This window comes from Aquirufa regiilacus (genome assembly GCF_032470275.1).
Lineage (GTDB): Bacteria > Bacteroidota > Bacteroidia > Cytophagales > Spirosomataceae > Aquirufa > Aquirufa regiilacus.
The window spans coordinates 750,132-765,222 of record NZ_JAVNWW010000001.1; the positions used below are offsets into that span (position 1 = coordinate 750,132).

Annotated in this window: 17 protein-coding genes and 1 tRNA gene; 9 read left to right on the forward strand and 9 right to left on the reverse strand. The window is 39.8% G+C overall.

The annotated features are described in order from the left end of the window. Nucleotides 1-56: 56 nt before the first annotated feature. Nucleotides 57-2,513: a heavy metal translocating P-type ATPase gene (locus PQG45_RS03300; RefSeq protein ID WP_316070285.1), complete on the reverse strand. Its 2,457-nt coding sequence runs from the start codon at nucleotides 2,511-2,513 to the stop codon at nucleotides 57-59. A gap of 129 nt (nucleotides 2,514-2,642) precedes the next feature. On the opposite strand from PQG45_RS03300, the gene PQG45_RS03305 reads away from it, so the two are divergent. Continuing rightward, nucleotides 2,643-3,026, forward strand: a complete 384-nt coding sequence (locus PQG45_RS03305) for a cyclic nucleotide-binding domain-containing protein (protein WP_315576306.1) — start codon at nucleotides 2,643-2,645, stop codon at nucleotides 3,024-3,026. 60 nt (nucleotides 3,027-3,086) lie between these two features. Here the strand turns inward: PQG45_RS03305 and PQG45_RS03310 are convergent, their stop codons facing one another. Then, entirely contained in the window at nucleotides 3,087-3,893 is an 807-nt protein-coding gene (locus PQG45_RS03310; RefSeq protein ID WP_315576304.1) for an SDR family oxidoreductase, read from the reverse strand. 91 nt (nucleotides 3,894-3,984) lie between these two features. Here PQG45_RS03310 and rlmD point away from each other — a divergent pair, with 91 nt between their 5' ends. Continuing rightward, complete coding sequence (gene rlmD / locus PQG45_RS03315) at nucleotides 3,985-5,406, forward strand: 23S rRNA (uracil(1939)-C(5))-methyltransferase RlmD (protein ID WP_315576302.1); 1,422 nt, start codon at nucleotides 3,985-3,987, stop codon at nucleotides 5,404-5,406. 101 nt (nucleotides 5,407-5,507) lie between these two features. Here rlmD and dnaB read toward each other — a convergent pair whose 3' ends face one another. Then, nucleotides 5,508-7,037 (reverse strand): replicative DNA helicase, encoded by a 1,530-nt coding sequence (gene dnaB / locus PQG45_RS03320; protein WP_315576748.1) that lies wholly within the window; start codon nucleotides 7,035-7,037, stop codon nucleotides 5,508-5,510. 179 nt (nucleotides 7,038-7,216) lie between these two features. Here dnaB and PQG45_RS03325 point away from each other — a divergent pair, with 179 nt between their 5' ends. From PQG45_RS03325 to PQG45_RS03335, 3 genes are read left to right on the forward strand one after another with little or no spacing between them, the layout of a single operon-like run. Further along, nucleotides 7,217-8,176: a PhoH family protein gene (locus PQG45_RS03325; RefSeq protein WP_315576301.1), complete on the forward strand. Its 960-nt coding sequence runs from the start codon at nucleotides 7,217-7,219 to the stop codon at nucleotides 8,174-8,176. Further along, nucleotides 8,157-8,603 (forward strand): GNAT family N-acetyltransferase, encoded by a 447-nt coding sequence (locus PQG45_RS03330; protein WP_316070286.1) that lies wholly within the window; start codon nucleotides 8,157-8,159, stop codon nucleotides 8,601-8,603. The genes PQG45_RS03325 and PQG45_RS03330 overlap by 20 nt, the downstream gene beginning before the upstream one ends. A 6-nt stretch (nucleotides 8,604-8,609) precedes the next feature. Then, the gene (locus tag PQG45_RS03335; RefSeq protein ID WP_316070287.1) at nucleotides 8,610-9,482 is read left to right on the forward strand and encodes a pirin family protein; all 873 of its coding nucleotides are present in this window, start codon (nucleotides 8,610-8,612) and stop codon (nucleotides 9,480-9,482) included. Between the two features lie 175 nt (nucleotides 9,483-9,657). Here PQG45_RS03335 and PQG45_RS03340 read toward each other — a convergent pair whose 3' ends face one another. Then, complete coding sequence (locus PQG45_RS03340) at nucleotides 9,658-10,068, reverse strand: DUF3127 domain-containing protein (protein ID WP_315576295.1); 411 nt, start codon at nucleotides 10,066-10,068, stop codon at nucleotides 9,658-9,660. 72 nt (nucleotides 10,069-10,140) lie between these two features. On the opposite strand from PQG45_RS03340, the gene PQG45_RS03345 reads away from it, so the two are divergent. Beyond that, nucleotides 10,141-10,224, forward strand: a tRNA-Leu gene (locus tag PQG45_RS03345). Between the two features lie 36 nt (nucleotides 10,225-10,260). Further along, the gene (gene trhO / locus PQG45_RS03350) at nucleotides 10,261-11,250 is read left to right on the forward strand and encodes an oxygen-dependent tRNA uridine(34) hydroxylase TrhO (RefSeq protein ID WP_315576746.1); all 990 of its coding nucleotides are present in this window, start codon (nucleotides 10,261-10,263) and stop codon (nucleotides 11,248-11,250) included. An 8-nt stretch (nucleotides 11,251-11,258) separates the two neighbouring features. Here the strand turns inward: trhO and PQG45_RS03355 are convergent, their stop codons facing one another. The 3 genes from PQG45_RS03355 to PQG45_RS03365 are packed head-to-tail and all read right to left on the reverse strand — an operon-like array spanning nucleotide 11,259 to nucleotide 12,371. Next, a complete protein-coding gene (locus PQG45_RS03355) occupies nucleotides 11,259-11,591 on the reverse strand; it encodes an iron chaperone (RefSeq protein WP_315576293.1) in 333 nt (110 codons plus the stop codon). A gap of 4 nt (nucleotides 11,592-11,595) precedes the next feature. Continuing rightward, entirely contained in the window at nucleotides 11,596-11,922 is a 327-nt protein-coding gene (locus PQG45_RS03360) for a DUF2834 domain-containing protein (protein ID WP_315576291.1), read from the reverse strand. Beyond that, nucleotides 11,919-12,371 (reverse strand): hypothetical protein, encoded by a 453-nt coding sequence (locus tag PQG45_RS03365; protein ID WP_315576290.1) that lies wholly within the window; start codon nucleotides 12,369-12,371, stop codon nucleotides 11,919-11,921. The genes PQG45_RS03360 and PQG45_RS03365 overlap by 4 nt, the downstream gene beginning before the upstream one ends. Before the next feature lie 40 nt (nucleotides 12,372-12,411). Here PQG45_RS03365 and PQG45_RS03370 point away from each other — a divergent pair, with 40 nt between their 5' ends. Continuing rightward, entirely contained in the window at nucleotides 12,412-13,275 is an 864-nt protein-coding gene (locus PQG45_RS03370; RefSeq protein ID WP_315576288.1) for a nucleoside phosphorylase, read from the forward strand. On the opposite strand, the gene PQG45_RS03375 is transcribed toward PQG45_RS03370, so the two are convergent. Continuing rightward, nucleotides 13,244-13,741, reverse strand: coding sequence for a GNAT family N-acetyltransferase (locus PQG45_RS03375; protein WP_315576286.1), 498 nt, complete (start codon nucleotides 13,739-13,741; stop codon nucleotides 13,244-13,246). The two genes, PQG45_RS03370 and PQG45_RS03375, sit on opposite strands and share 32 nt — an antisense overlap. A gap of 51 nt (nucleotides 13,742-13,792) precedes the next feature. Here PQG45_RS03375 and surE point away from each other — a divergent pair, with 51 nt between their 5' ends. After that, nucleotides 13,793-14,560 (forward strand): 5'/3'-nucleotidase SurE, encoded by a 768-nt coding sequence (gene surE, locus PQG45_RS03380; protein ID WP_315576284.1) that lies wholly within the window; start codon nucleotides 13,793-13,795, stop codon nucleotides 14,558-14,560. Here surE and PQG45_RS03385 read toward each other — a convergent pair. Continuing rightward, nucleotides 14,531-15,088, reverse strand: coding sequence for an NUDIX hydrolase (locus PQG45_RS03385; RefSeq protein WP_315576282.1), 558 nt, complete (start codon nucleotides 15,086-15,088; stop codon nucleotides 14,531-14,533). The genes surE and PQG45_RS03385 overlap by 30 nt on opposite strands. Between the last annotated feature and the right edge of the window lie 3 nt (nucleotides 15,089-15,091).

Consider the following 15,091-nt stretch of genomic DNA (forward strand, 5'->3'; position numbering starts at 1 on the left):
AGATACCTTATTTAGCTTGTCAAAATTCCTAGAATTGGCCGAGTTAAATTATGACCTTAGTCATCTTTTCGTGTCGCTAAATATGATTTTAAACTTCCGCCTTTCATATTCATGCCTACATTGGCTATTAAGAGCATGCTTAATGAGTTGACGGGCATTAGGATGGCCGCGATCAAAGGTGAAAGCGTCCCTTGGACAGCATAACTCAACCCAAAAAGATTGTATACCAATGAGAGGGCAAAACTTAATTTGATGAGCTGAAGGCCAAATTTTGCGAATTTTAGAAATGCAGGTAAATGAACGAGTTGCTTCCCTTGTAAGATGGCATCACTCGATGGCGTAAAATGTAGATGATCTTCCGAAATGGCGATACCCACATGTGCTTGCTTAAGTGCCCCTGCATCATTCAATCCATCTCCCACCATGGCGACTTTCTTGCCCGATGCTTGTAATTGTTGAATGAAATTCATTTTATCCAATGGACTACATTCAAATTGATAATGTGATTCTTCGGGAAACCAATCCAACAAAGTCCCTGCGTGACTTTTCTTATCCCCAGAAAGTAGATAAACCTCATAATTTGACTGCAATGCGTGAATCATGTACTCGATTCCTGCTCTGTTTTGCCAAGGAAACTCAATATAGCCGACGGGCTCCTCCCCGATTCGAATGAATAATTGACTTTCTGAACGAATAAAATCTTGTTGTTTTTCGAGTGTATGACCCGTGAACCGTGCATGACCTACTCGAAAAGTAATATCTTCTAGTATCGCCTCGATTCCTTTTCCCGTAATTTCATGAATCGAACTCAATTGTTCCAGGACCTCAAGCTTTTGAGTGCGGTAATACTGTGTCAACTGCCTTGATAAAGGGTGCGTCGACTGATTAACCATCGTATAGATGACTCGTTCCTCCCAAGGGCTTAATTCACGAACGAATCGGAATTTGGGTAGTTCATCTTGATGCAGGGTCAATGTGCCTGTTTTGTCAAAAACGATGGCGTCAACTTGTGACATGCGTTCAAAAGCTTGGATATCCTTGATGAAGAAATTGAATTTAGCCATCCAACGGATTCCATGCCCTAAAGCAAATGGGTATGAAATGGCTAATGCACATGGACAAGCGATAACTAATACACTGACGACAGCATTTTGCCATTTGTTGGGATCATGTTGGAACCAATAAATCCCCACAACGGCCGCTAGACTTAACAAAACGACGGTGAAATAGGCCCCGACTGTATTCGCAAAATTCTCCCAATTTTCCGTTTTGTGGTTAGGGTCTTTAAAGGCTTGTTGTTCCCATAATTGGGTTAAATGGCTTTGATTTAATGCTTTCTTTATTTCAATTTCAATAAGTTCACCGTTGTGTCGGCCGCCTGCATACATCGAATTACCAGGTTCTAACGTGATGTATTCACTTTCTCCCGTAACAAAGCTGTAATCCATTTGACTCTTACCTTTTAGTAAGATCGCATCCGCTGGGATGATTTCTTGATTACGGATAATCAAGCGATCCCCTACTTCTATTTCTTCCAATGGGCATGTTTGCTCCTTTCCAAGAATTAGTTTACTGATGACTAAAGGAAAATAGGCTTTGTAATTTCGTTCAAACGATAAAAAATCAAAGGATTTTTGCTGGAACCATTTACCGATTAACAGAAAAAACAGTAAACCCGAGACGGAATCAATATATCCCGCGCCAGTATGCGAGAATACCTCGTAAACACTACGTAAATACCCAACCAATATGCCGAGTAAAATAGGTAATTCAATAGTTAGCTTTCTTAATTTGATGTGCGACCAGACATTGGAGAAATAATCCGAACCTGAATAAAATACAGCAATACTCCCTAGTGCAATATTGATGTAACCAAACAAGCTTTTTAAACTCCCAGCTTCGATTCCCAAATATTCAGGAAAACTAAATAACATCGCATTCCCTGCACAAAATCCCGCGATGCCCAACTTTAAAAACAAATGATTTTGTTGGCTAGTTCGCTTCTTTTGTTGGGCCTTCTCTTCTCCAGAATCAATCAAGGGTTCATAGCCCAAACGAGCCAATAGGCTAGCTAAATGGCCTAAATCGATTTGGTCTTCTGTGAACCAAACGGTTAATTCCTTCTTACCGAAATTCAAATTTGATTTCACTACGGCAGGCTCGATGCGCGCTAAATTTTCCAATAAATAAAGGCAAGACCGACAATGGATGGCAGGTAAATGAAAATGTACTTTGGAAACTCCTTTTGACGAAAAACTGATTAGTTGGTCTCGGAAGTGTGGATGATTTAAAAAGTCGAAATTTTGGGCAGATGGCGATTTTCCTGGATTAATGTCACATGTATAATAATCACCTAAAGCATTATCAGAAAGTAGTTTGTACACTTGTTCGCAACCATGACAACAAAATGATTTCTCATCATATCTAATTATCTCCTCCTCACAAGTTTCTCCACAATGGAAGCACTTTGTCTCAGTATTAATTATCGGTTCTCTTACGTCAATCATCTTCATGCGGTATTAAGAACAAAGTTGCTTAATACTGATTTGTGAAGATGTGACAAATCGCACGTTATAAACTGATGATTATCATAATTCTTGCCAGGTATTGCTGTTACTTTTGAGCTGTCAAAATGACGAGGCATGGAACAAATGTTGGAAACAGGAAAAAAGGTATTGGCGAGTGGTATCGAGATTAACTATCTCGCTGATGAATTTTTGTTCCGACAAGGCCAGAAAGCTGAATTCGTTTTTTACTTACAATGTGGTTCTATTTTACTTGAATGGCCGAATGAAAATAAGCGCTTGCTTATAAATAACAAGCCTATTTTCATTGGTATTGATGAAGCATTACAGGGTGGAAAATATGCATGTACGGCAATGACAACCGAGAAATCAGAATTTCTTGTCTTTGACAGAGCTTATTTTAGTCAATTGATTACAGAATTTGATCATGCAAAAGATTATATCGAATCGATGATGTTGGAGTTTACAAGCCAACTCGATTTGCAGACGATCAAAGTATAGATATAAAGTGGTAAGTTAAATGGGTATAAGCACCTGCTGGATTTTGTCTGGCAGGGCTTTTTATGTTAAGGGACTATCTTTTTCCTTTTTAAGCGTATTGTAGACTAATTTATCCATAAAACTGTTCAACCATTTGTTTAAAAACACGGTCAATTTGCCTTGAAAAGTTAAGACTAATGTTTTCTTTTTGGCTTCGTATGCTTTGCGGATTACGGAGGCTACTTCTTCTGCAGTCATCATTTTTTCTTCTTCTCGCATGCTTTCGCCTGAAATACTTCCATCGGAAGTCAAAGATGCATTTCGAATATTTGAAGCTGTAAATCCAGGACATGCCGTTAGTACATGCACACCTGTTCCAATTAATTCAGTACGCAATGCCTCAAGGAAGCCATTCATGGCAAATTTTGAAGCGGAATATCCCGTTCTTACGGGTAAGCCTCGGTAACCTGCAATCGATGAAATACCAATGATTCCTCCTTTACTCTCTTTTAAATAAGGCAATGATGCATGCGTGGCATATACCATTCCCCAAAAATTAATGTCCATGACTTGTTTGAGTACTTTTAAATCCACCGTTTCAAACATTGAACGCATGGATATGCCTGCATTATTAATCAAGATATCAATTTTACCATAACGCTGAATAACCTCTTGAACCATGGCACGGGTTTGTTCCTCCGAACTACTATCACAAACGATGGCGTGTTGTTGGATGTTCGCCGCTTGTAAATCAGCTGCTGCTTCGATTAAATTTGCTTGATTTCGGCCTGTAATGACAACTATGGCTCCTTGATTGCCAAATTCAAATGCTAAAGCTTTTCCTATTCCTGAGCTAGCGCCTGTGATGATTACAACTTGATTCTTCATGTGAATTAATTTCATCGCGAAGTTAAGGTTTTATCTTGAATTGGTTGGCTTGCCCACATAAAGCCGTATTTTTGTGCACATTTTTAGCAGCATGAGTAAGAAAAAAGAAAAGAAAGCCCCAGTGGTGTTGGAACAAATTGCCATTTTGGATTTTGCCGCCGAGGCAAAATGTATCGCCAAAGTGAATGATGAGGTGATTTTTGTACAAGGTGCAGTGGCTCCAGGCGATATTGCCGACTTGCGAATATTGAAGTCGAAGAAAAGTTTCAAGCAAGCGCAGGCGATCAATATTCAGCCGCTTTCAAAACACCGAACTGAGGTGGCTTGTAGCCATTTTGGTATTTGTGGCGGATGTAAGTGGCAACATGTTTCTTATGAAGCACAAACGGCATTTAAGGCCCAACAAGTTAAAGATAATTTGACACGTATCGCGAAGGTGAAATTGCCGGAATTCCAACCGATTCTCGGCTCTGAAGAGACTTACTATTACCGCAATAAATTGGAATTTACGTTTTCTTGTGCACGCTGGTTGACGGAAGATGAAATAGGAAAAGAAGATTTAGGATCGATGAATGCCCTCGGATTTCATGTTCCAGGTCGTTTTGATAAGATATTACCTGTGGATCATTGTTATTTGCAGCCGGATCCTTCGAATGCCATTCGTAATGGCGTACGCGATTTCGCGGATGCAAATGGCATATCTTATTACGAATTGAAAAACCAACAAGAGGGAGCTTTACGAAATTTGATCATTCGAAATACGGTTACCAACGAATGGATGGTAACAGTCCAGTTTGCTTATGCAACGGAAGAAGAGATTGAGTTGGTCATGGAGTATTTGAAAACATCATTTCCGATGATCACATCCTTGAATTATGTTGTGAATCAAAAAGGAAACGATACATTTCACGATTTAGAAGTCGTATGCTACGACGGTAAGCCGTTTATGGTTGAAACCATGGAGGATTTGAAATTCCAAATTGGCCCGAAATCATTCTTTCAAACAAATGCCAAACAAGCATTAAAGCTTTACCAGTTAGTTAGAGAATACGCTGATTTACAGGGTAATGAAATCGTTTATGATTTATATACGGGTACAGGAACAATCGGTTTGTTTTTGGCCAAACATGCAACGAAAGTAGTGGGTTTGGAATATGTTGAAATGGCTGTTGAAGATGCGCGTATCAATGCGGAATTAAACGGAATCAAGAATGCAACTTTCTTTGCCGGTGACATGAAGAAGGTATTGACCGAAGAATTTATTGCCATTCATGGGGCCCCTGATGTCATTATTACGGATCCTCCGCGTGCGGGTATGGATTTAGATGTGGTAAATCAAATTTTAGCCGTACGACCTAAGAAAATCGTTTATGTAAGTTGCAATCCTGCAACACAAGCACGTGATTTGGCATTATTGGATGTTGCCTATGATGTGGATGTCGTGCATCCTGTCGACATGTTCCCTCAAACACATCATGTGGAGAATATTGTTAGATTGAGAGTTAAGAACTAAGAGTTTAGAACTAAGAGTTAAGAACTAAGAACTAAGTGTAAGAATTAATAAATAATTGAAGCCAATTCTTCACTCTTCACTCTTAACTCTTAACTCTTCACCTAAAACGGACTATTCAACGGATCAAAATCCTGCTCCGGTGGTAAATTCATTTTACTCCCTTTAAACACGGCATCTCCTCCACCCTGTTCAAAATTGGATGTTTGGTCTCCTAGATTACTTAAATTAAAGCTTTCGCCACCTTCAGCGCCGCCAAAGGGTTGGAAATCTAAGTCACAATATTTCGTGAATTTACCGATGAACTTCAACCATACACTGTCCAATGAACCTGAACGGTTTTTTGCCATGATGATCTCTCCCATTCCGGCTAATGAATTACCATTCTCATCAGCTGTAATCTGATAGTATTCCGGACGGTAAATGAACATAACCTGATCGGCATCTTGCTCAATGGCTCCAGATTCACGAAGGTCAGATAATTGAGGTTTCTTATTTCCACCACGAGTTTCTGTGGAACGGTTCAACTGCGAAAGCGCAATGACTGGAACATCAAGTTCTTTGGCTAATTGCTTTAATGCACGGGAAATTTGCGCAATTTCTTGCTCACGGTTTCCAGAAGCACCTTTGCCGCCGTTATCTCCCGTCATTAACTGTAAGTAGTCAATGACAATTAATTTAATGTCTTTTTGAGCCTTTAAACGACGACATTTCGCTCGTAATTCAAGAATGGATAAGGCTGGGGTATCATCGACGAAGATGGGTGCTTCGTACAAACGTTTGATTTTGGTGTGTAATTGTTGCCATTCATGGGGCTCCAATTTTCCTTTACGGATCTTTTCAGCCTCAATTTCAGCTTCGGCAGAAATAATACGATTGACCAATTGCACGGCACTCATCTCAAGTGAGAATAATGCGACTGCATGGCCCCATTCAACAGCAGCGTTCCGACAAGCCGAAACGACGAAGGCCGTTTTACCCATACCTGGGCGGGCAGCAATAATGATTAATTCTTGTTTTTGCCAGCCTGATGTTAAGCGATCCAAATCCGTAAAGCCAGACGGGATACCCGTCATGCCACTTTTTTGTTGTTGCTTCTCCTCTAATTCCGCAACGGCTTTTAAGAGGATGTCAGACATACTCTCATAATTCTTACGAATATTGGATTCTGCGATCGTAAATAATTCTTGCTCCATGCGATCCAAAATTTGGAACACATCGGTAGTATCCTCATACGATAAACGTTGGATTTCAGATGACACATGAATTAGCTGGCGCTTGATGTATTGCTCAATAATAATACGCGCGTGAAATTCCACGTTCGACGTTGAACTAACCCGAGAAGTTAATTGAGCTAAATAAGCAGTTCCTCCTGCTTTTTCTAAATCTCCTGTAGATTTTAACTGGTTATTGACCGTTAATAAATCAACCGGTTGAGATTGCTGGAATAGTGCCTGAATCGCACCAAAAATTTTGGTATGCGCCTCTTTATAAAAACTATCCGGTTTTAGTAATTCAATCACATTCGCCAAAGGCTCTTTTTCGAGCATTAAAGCACCTAATAATGCTTCCTCTAAATCAACAGCCTGAGGAGGTAATTTGCCTAAACCTAAATCACTCAGCCGCTGTGGCATATTTGACCGATTTGAGCTATTAATACCTTGTTTGCCCTTGTTAAAAGTTTGCGATGTGTTATTCGAATCCATAAGTACAATTTTACAATTTTTTATCAAAAATATCACCTTGTTGGTGAGATAAAATTTCAATATTTTTCTATTTTAGTACTTTCATTCAACTTATAAAACTTGCCTACTTGTTAGAGAAAATTATTTCCTTGTCGGACATCTCCCTGATCGAATTTTTAGGGGTTTCAAATTCCAATTTTCAGCTCTTAACCGAAGCATTTCCACAGACCAAAATCATTGCTCGTGGGGATCAATTAATCATTCGTGGTTCCGATGATCAGATGGCTTTAGTGGAAGCTATTGTCAATCAATGCATTCAGCATTTGAACAAGCACAATACCTTTACGGCTGTTCACATGAAAGCTTACATTGAGGCGATGTTGAACCCGACAGGCGAGGAAATGGAGACGCCTTGGGTGGAAGATAAGGATGTTTTACTTTTTGGGAATAAAGGCATTGTGATTAAAGCCAAAACGCCTAATCAACGCAAGCTTGTTGATGCCGCTTCAACCAACGACATTGTCTTTGCCATTGGACCCGCTGGAACAGGTAAAACTTATACGGCTGTTGCATTAGCTGTTAAGGCATTAAAAAATAAAGAAGTAAAGAAAATCATCATCACAAGACCGGCAGTTGAGGCTGGAGAAAATTTAGGTTTTTTACCGGGAGATTTAAAGGAAAAAATTGACCCTTACTTACGTCCAATATACGATGCGTTGGATGATATGATTCCTGCGGAGAAATTGAAGTTTTACTTGGAAAATCGGACGATTGAAATTGCGCCATTGGCATATATGCGTGGTCGGACCCTGAATAAAGCCTTTATATTACTTGATGAAGCCCAAAATACGACTTCCATGCAGATGAAGATGTTTTTGACGCGTATGGGTATCCAATCCAAAACGATTATTACTGGGGATAAATCCCAAGTAGATTTACCCAAGAATCAAACCTCGGGTTTAGGTGAAGCGGAACGTATTTTAGGAGGCATTAACGGAATCGCATTTGTGGAGTTGGATGGTTCAGATGTCGTTCGTCACCGTTTGGTTCGTAAAATTATTGAAGCTTATGGAAAGCAAGACAAATAAGATCATTCAGGCTGATTCGGATGCACTTATAGCCGCTGTATTCGAAATACGAACAGAAGTATTTGTTCATGAACAAAAATGCTTGCCTTCAGAAGAGTTTGATGAATTGGATGCGCAGGCAATTCATTTTCTTTTGCTGGAAAATGATCATCCTGTTTCCACGGGTCGTATTCGAAAAACGGATAAAGGGATTAAAATTGAACGTATTGCTACGTTGAAGGAATCTCGTGGTAAAGGTTATGCGAGTCAAATGATTCGTCATTTAATGCAAGAAGCTCAGCAACACTTTCCTGAGCAGACATATTTCTATTTGCATGCTCAGGTGGAAGTGATGCCTTTGTATCGTTCCTTAGGTTTTGAGCCATATGGTAGAACTTTTATCGAAGCAGATATCGTTCATCAAGCCATGGAACTTCAATTAAACTAAAATCAAATGGCTATTAAAGCAATTGAGGCGGTATATCCTCCTGGTCCCGCACATTTTGTTGGGGATGGTTTCCGAGTACACAATTTTATCCCGAGTCGGCATGGTTTAGATATGCAGCGCATGACCCCATTCATCATGATGGATTATGGTTCCAAATTTCATTTCCCCCCTTCTAATACACTAAAAGGTGTAGGCGTACATCCGCATAGAGGATTTGAGACAGTAACAATTGCCTATAAAGGTCGTGTAGCGCATCATGATAGTGCTGGAGGTGGTGGCGTCATTGGTGAAGGCGATGTACAATGGATGACTGCGGCATCCGGTGTTTTGCACAAGGAATACCATGAAGAAACGTTTAGTAAAACAGGAGGCGATTTTCAGATGATTCAATTGTGGGTGAATTTACCCGCCAAAGATAAAATGTCAATGCCTAAGTATCAGGCGATTGAAAATGCGACTATTCCTAAAGTACCAGTTGACGGAGGTTTTGTGGAAGTAATCGCGGGTAATTTCCAAGGGAATCAAGGGAAAGCGAGCACATTCACTCCTGTTCATATGTTTAATGCGCATTTGACCGAAGGAGGAAAATGTGAATTCAGTTTTCCTGCCAACTACACCACGTGTTTAGTTGTTGTGGAAGGTGAGATTCGAATAAACGAATCGGAAGAGGCAGTTCCGTTAGATCATTTTGTCCTATTTGAAAACGAAGGAGAAACTTTTCACATCGAAGCGACTGAGAATTCTAAAGTGTTAATCTTAAGCGGAGAACCTATTCGTGAGCCGATAGCGTCCCATGGGCCTTTTGTGATGAATACCCGACAGGAAATCATGCAAGCCTTTCAAGATTTTGAGGATGGTAAATTTGGGGAACTCAATTGAGAAGTAAGAGTGAAGAGGTAAGAACTAAGAATTAAGAGTGAAGAGTTAAGAACTAAGAGCATAAAATACTTTTAGGGTTTTCAGTTCATTAACTAATGAAATAAAAAGAGGTAAAAGATTGGCTGTCAACAACCAAACCCTTACCTCTTCACTCTTAATTCTTAGTTCTTCACTATTAGAATGGCAAATCATCACCACTCTCCGCCGCTAATGGAGGAAAGTTATTCGCAGGTGCTGCACTTGCAGGAGCTGCGGATGGGGCTGATGGAGCCCAACCAGCATTGTCTTGCGCGGGAGCAGGTGCTGAAGCGCCAGAACGATCTAAACGATAGGCGCGAATTTCAGTATACCAGCGCTCATTGTATTCTCTTGATTCCACATTAAATTGCACTTTGACGATTTCACCTTCTTGAATAGGTGCTAAATCTTGGGTTTTATCGCCCCAAACCGACATGCAAACTTTTTTAGGATATTGATCTTGTGTCTCTAAAACAAACTCTTGTTTAATCCAGTTTGTTCCGTTTTTGCCTGTTCCTGTAACCTCAGACATTTTCTTAATAAGTTTTCCGCTTAGTTCTAAAGCCATTACTTGATAATTTTGATATGATTGAATTGTTGGCAAGTAAGTAAATATTTGGTAATTTTGCTAACCGTTTTTGGCGATGTGGTGAAATTGGTAGACACGCTACCTTGAGGTGGTAGTGCCGCTTTAGGTATGGGAGTTCGAATCTCCCCATCGTCACTTAATTTTTTGTTTAATCTGTAAATCATGTTGAAGATGAAGCCTTACAGTGTGTTACTTTACTATAACTATACTCCTATTCCTAATCCTGAGGAGTATCGTATCAAACACCACCTTTTTTGTATTGAGAACAATTTGCTCGGTCGTATTATCGTAGCCGCAGAAGGTTTAAATGGTACTGTTTCGGGTCTCAAAGCAGATTGCGATGCCTACATGCAGTGGTTAGAAAACGATCCGATTTTTGAGGGTACGGATTTTGACTTTAAAATCGAATCAAGTGATGTGCATACGTTCAACAAGCTTCATGTTCGTGTGAAAGCTGAAATTGTACACTCCGACCTTCCTGTCAATCCACGTGTTAAAACAGGAAAACATCTAAAACCAAAAGAATTCAAAGAGATGTTGAAAAACGATCCCGATGTGGTTTTGGTGGATATGCGTTCCAACTACGAACATGAATTAGGTCGTTTTAAAGGAGCCTATACCTTCGATATGGAGAACCTTCGCGATTTACCTAACCATGTTCAGGAGATTGAACATTTGAAAGGTAAGAAAGTAATTACCTATTGTACGGGTGGAATCAAGTGCGAAAAAGCATCGGCTTATTTGCTGGATCAAGGTTTTGAAAATGTCTACCAGTTACATGGAGGAATTATTAAATATGGCTTAGAAGAAGGTGGAGAAGATTTTGATGGCTCATGTTATGTATTCGATAACCGAGTGGCCACGCCAGTGAATTCAGTTAATCCGGAGGTTATTTCCAAATGTCATGTTTGTCAAGAACGTTCGGATCACATGGTTAACTGCGCCAATCCGGAATGTAATGAGCATTTAGCGATTTGTCCAAGTTGCTTAAAGGAAACGGAAGGTGCTTGTTCCAAGGAATGTAAAGAGCATCCGCGCAAGCGTCCTTACAATGAAAAAGGCTATTATTCCAAAAATTCAGTTGGTTATTCGCCTGAGTTAGGATTCAAATCCTTTGGTAGAAATGAGAAAATTGAAAAGAAAAAAATGGCTCAAAATTGAGCCATTTTTTATTTGTCAACCTCTTCCACACGGAATCGTGTGATGTCCTTAATTAATTCTAATGGCATAGGTAAATGATAAGGAAACTTAACGGCTCCCTTTGAACCTTCAAAGGCATTTAAACGCTCCTGAAATACCACCAAGGGTTTTGGCGTTGGGTAAAAGCCCAAATGATTATTCCACGCTGCAAAATGCACTAGGTTCTTTTTATACTTGAATGTAGGCATCCCGTAAGCCATCGTTTCTTCGGTACCTTCCGGCACTACCGAACGAATTGCATCTCGAACTTCACGCAAGATTTTCTGAGTAGCCTCAGGGAACGTATTGATGTAATCTTCCATATATTTAGGCTAATTGACGATGTCTAACAAATAGAAATAAAGGAAAAGCAAAGGCAAATCCAATTAAGACAGTTGCTAATAAATATAAGTAAAGGTATTTCATTTTGATGCGTATTCCTTCGACCAACATAAAAAATGTCCCCGCGATAGCACCCGTCCAAAAATCAAAAGTTAAACTTTTGGCGTAAGGATTCGACGTCCAAGTACTTTGAATAAAATTCAATACATCAAAATGTCCATTGTTTTCCTGCATGCCAATGAAAACATAGGAAACTGTGATTCCTCCTCCAACAAGGGATAGGATTAAATAAAAGTAATGTGCGTTTTTCATATAAGTTGTTTGATGTTGATTTGACGACCTCGTAATTCGACAGTATCTTCTACCCTTTTTCCCATTAATAAGGCTCCTAGAGGCGATTCCGGTGAAATGACATAAATGGTTTCTGTAGCGATCTGCATCTGCCCCATTCCAATGGCCATGTAATAGGTTTCGAAATTAGTTACGATTAATGAACCCTGCGTGATGAAATTGGTGGATTTTCCAGGATTAATGTTATTTATCTTAATCAATTGTTGTTGATAAATGTCAACACTCGCACTCAACTTATCCATCTCCCGTTGCATCATTTCTCGGCCTGTTTCGTATTTGTCTCCGGCGCTGCTCTTGGTATCTGAATCGCGCGATTCTTTGGCAAGACTTAAATCGTGTTTTGCTTGTTGAATTTGGCTTTCTAATAGCGCAATGATCTTTTGATGTATTTCTTCTTTGCTCCCGTGCATACGATGGATATGAATTCGAAAATTATCAATAATTTCGCGGATGACCTATTTCTCACCTACCGACTTAATTATAAATCCCGACGGGAGTTCCTATCATTTGGCTATTCGCCCTGATCAAGTTACAGACCAAATTATCTTGGTAGGGGATCCGGAGCGAGTACCCAAAGTATCTCAATATTTTGATCGTATTGATGTCAAAATACACAAGAGGGAGTTTGTTAGTCATTTTGGGGAACTAAATGGAAAACGAATCGGTGTGATTTCCAGCGGGATTGGTGCCGATAATGTGGAGATCGTATTGAATGAATTGGACGCATTAGTCAACATTGATTTTGATACTCGTTTGACGAAAAATTTACACAAATCGCTAAATCTGATTCGTTTAGGTACTTCTGGAAGTATTCAAGAATCTATTCCGGTAGATACATTCTTAATTTCGGAAGCGGCCATTGGATTTGACAATTTAGCTCAGTTTTATGGGTTTTTAGGTTCCAATATGTTGGATGAAGCGGCATTAGATCTTTGGGCTAAAACGATTCAATATCCCATTCCGGTCTATGGAGCAAAAGCAAGTGCTAAACTTATCAATCAATTCGAGTCCATTCCTTTACGTGGTTATACGCTCACAGCTCCTGGATTTTATGCTCCACAAGGTAGAACCGTTCGGATGAAATCGTTATTGCCCAATTTTTTAATGGATGTTTCCGCGTATGCTTTTGAGGGGAACTTGATAACCAATATTGAAATGGAAACAGCTGCATATTATGCTTTTGCTACTTCGCTAGGACATGAAATGATTTCCTTAAACGCGATATTAGCTAACCGAATCACGCATGAGTTTTCCACAAATCCCGAAGGTCAAATGCAGAAGCTTATTGAGCTGGCATTAGATTCAATTGCATAACATAATCGTCCATCACGTAGCCATTTCCTATATCTAAGACCATTTCCTTGGCTCGAAAGAAACCTAGTTTTTCATAAAATTGAACCGCGGAATTGTATTTATTGACATTCAATTCAATTTGCTCCACCCCTGCTTTCAAGGCATGTTGTTTTACGAATTCTATGATTAGGCGCCCGGTTCCCTTTGATTTCTGTTCCGGATCTAAATATATTTTATGCAATTTCATCCGTTTAGGTTCGGTTATTTCGAATGAAAAATAGCCAAGGGTCTGCTGATCTCGAATAGCCAAATAAAATTCTATGGAGGATTTAATTTGTTTCTGTAAGGTGTCTGCCGAGTACATCATATCCAGCATATACAAGGTCTGTTCTTCAGTCAAAATATGACTATAGGTTGGTCGCCAAGCTTTTTCAGCGATTTGTTGGATCACAGGAATGTCAGAAATGTCGGCTTTTAGGAATTGCATAGGCTAAATTTATGCGTTCAAATTTGTAAATTGCTTACAAATATACAATCTATGAAGCCACTTATTTTAATTGCCAACGATGATTCTATTTCTTCCAAAGGAATTCGGGTTTTAACTGAAATCATGTCGGAGATGGGTGATGTAGTCGTAATCGCACCAGATACACATCAGTCGGGCATGGGTCACGCCATCACCATGGGTGTGCCATTACGCGTTACAGAAACACATGATTTTGGTCCAAAGGTCAAGTCATATAAGTGTTCGGGTACGCCAGCTGATTGCGTGAAAATAGGGAAACATTTGATATTGAAAGACCGAAACATCGATTTAGTCGTTTCTGGGATCAATCACGGTTCTAACGCTTCTATTTCGGTTTTGTATTCTGGAACCATGTCCGCAGCCATCGAAGCAGCGATGGAAGGTATTCCAGCCATTGGATTTTCTTTGTGTGACTTTAAGTCGGACGCTGATTTTAGTCATTGCCATGATTTTATCATTAAAATTAGTCAACAAGTATTGGCGCATGGACTACCGAAAGGCTTAACACTGAACGTGAATTTTCCTGCTAAATCTGAGACCGCTCCCAAAGGAATTAAAGTGGTTAAACAAGCTGATGCGGTATATCGTGAGCGTTTTGCCGAGCGTAAAGATCCGTATGGCCAATCTTATTATTGGATGGATGGCGATATTGAGCATTTTGATAAAGGGAATAATACCGACTTGGATGCTTTGGAAGAAAATTACGTAAGTATTGTGCCTGTCAAATATGATTTAACGGATTATGACGAACTAAAGGAGATGCAATCTTGGGACCTTTAGCGCATAGGTTAATAAAGTCGTAATCGATAATATATCTTTAATTTCCCCGTTGAGCGCCATTTGTATGGCTTCTTGAACGGGGATTTTTTTTATTTGTAATTTCTCCGTGTCTTCTGGCGCTGATTCTGTAAACTCCAATCCTTCTGCTAGGTACATGATGGCTTTCTCATCCGTAACGGAGTTGGAAAGATAATTTTCCCCCAATTTCGTCCATTGAGAAGCAAGAATGCCCGTTTCTTCTTTTAATTCCCGCTTTGCTGCATCCAAAGTAGATTCATCTTGACAGCCTCCTTCGGGTAATTCCCAAGAATAAGTATCGATGGTATAGCGATATTGGCCAACGAGGTAGGTATTACCTTCGTTGTCAATGGGTAGAATGGCTATGGCTTGATTTTTAAAATGCACTTTTCCATATATGCCTGGTTCGCCATTCGGTTTGATGACATCATGATGCTCTAATCGAATCCAAGCGTTTTCGTAGGCCTTTGTGATTTGAGTTGTTTTCCAAGGGTTTGCTTCCTGTTCCATCCA

Coding starts and splice junctions, on each gene's coding strand:
- PQG45_RS03370 (WP_315576288.1), top strand. CDS start 12,412: ATGACCTATTTCTCACCTACCGACTTAATTATAAATCCCGACGGGAGT.
- dnaB (WP_315576748.1), bottom strand. CDS start 7,037: ATGCCACAGCGGCTGAGTGATTTAGGTTTAGGCAAATTACCTCCTCAG.
- PQG45_RS03300 (WP_316070285.1), bottom strand. CDS start 2,513: ATGAAGATGATTGACGTAAGAGAACCGATAATTAATACTGAGACAAAG.
- PQG45_RS03340 (WP_315576295.1), bottom strand. CDS start 10,068: ATGGCTTTAGAACTAAGCGGAAAACTTATTAAGAAAATGTCTGAGGTT.
- surE (WP_315576284.1), top strand. CDS start 13,793: ATGAAGCCACTTATTTTAATTGCCAACGATGATTCTATTTCTTCCAAA.
- PQG45_RS03335 (WP_316070287.1), top strand. CDS start 8,610: ATGGCTATTAAAGCAATTGAGGCGGTATATCCTCCTGGTCCCGCACAT.
- rlmD (WP_315576302.1), top strand. CDS start 3,985: ATGAGTAAGAAAAAAGAAAAGAAAGCCCCAGTGGTGTTGGAACAAATT.
- PQG45_RS03355 (WP_315576293.1), bottom strand. CDS start 11,591: ATGGAAGATTACATCAATACGTTCCCTGAGGCTACTCAGAAAATCTTG.
- PQG45_RS03310 (WP_315576304.1), bottom strand. CDS start 3,893: ATGAAGAATCAAGTTGTAATCATCACAGGCGCTAGCTCAGGAATAGGA.
- PQG45_RS03305 (WP_315576306.1), top strand. CDS start 2,643: ATGGAACAAATGTTGGAAACAGGAAAAAAGGTATTGGCGAGTGGTATC.
- PQG45_RS03375 (WP_315576286.1), bottom strand. CDS start 13,741: ATGCAATTCCTAAAAGCCGACATTTCTGACATTCCTGTGATCCAACAA.
- trhO (WP_315576746.1), top strand. CDS start 10,261: ATGAAGCCTTACAGTGTGTTACTTTACTATAACTATACTCCTATTCCT.
- PQG45_RS03360 (WP_315576291.1), bottom strand. CDS start 11,922: ATGAAAAACGCACATTACTTTTATTTAATCCTATCCCTTGTTGGAGGA.
- PQG45_RS03365 (WP_315576290.1), bottom strand. CDS start 12,371: ATGCACGGGAGCAAAGAAGAAATACATCAAAAGATCATTGCGCTATTA.
- PQG45_RS03330 (WP_316070286.1), top strand. CDS start 8,157: ATGGAAAGCAAGACAAATAAGATCATTCAGGCTGATTCGGATGCACTT.
- PQG45_RS03385 (WP_315576282.1), bottom strand. CDS start 15,088: ATGGAACAGGAAGCAAACCCTTGGAAAACAACTCAAATCACAAAGGCC.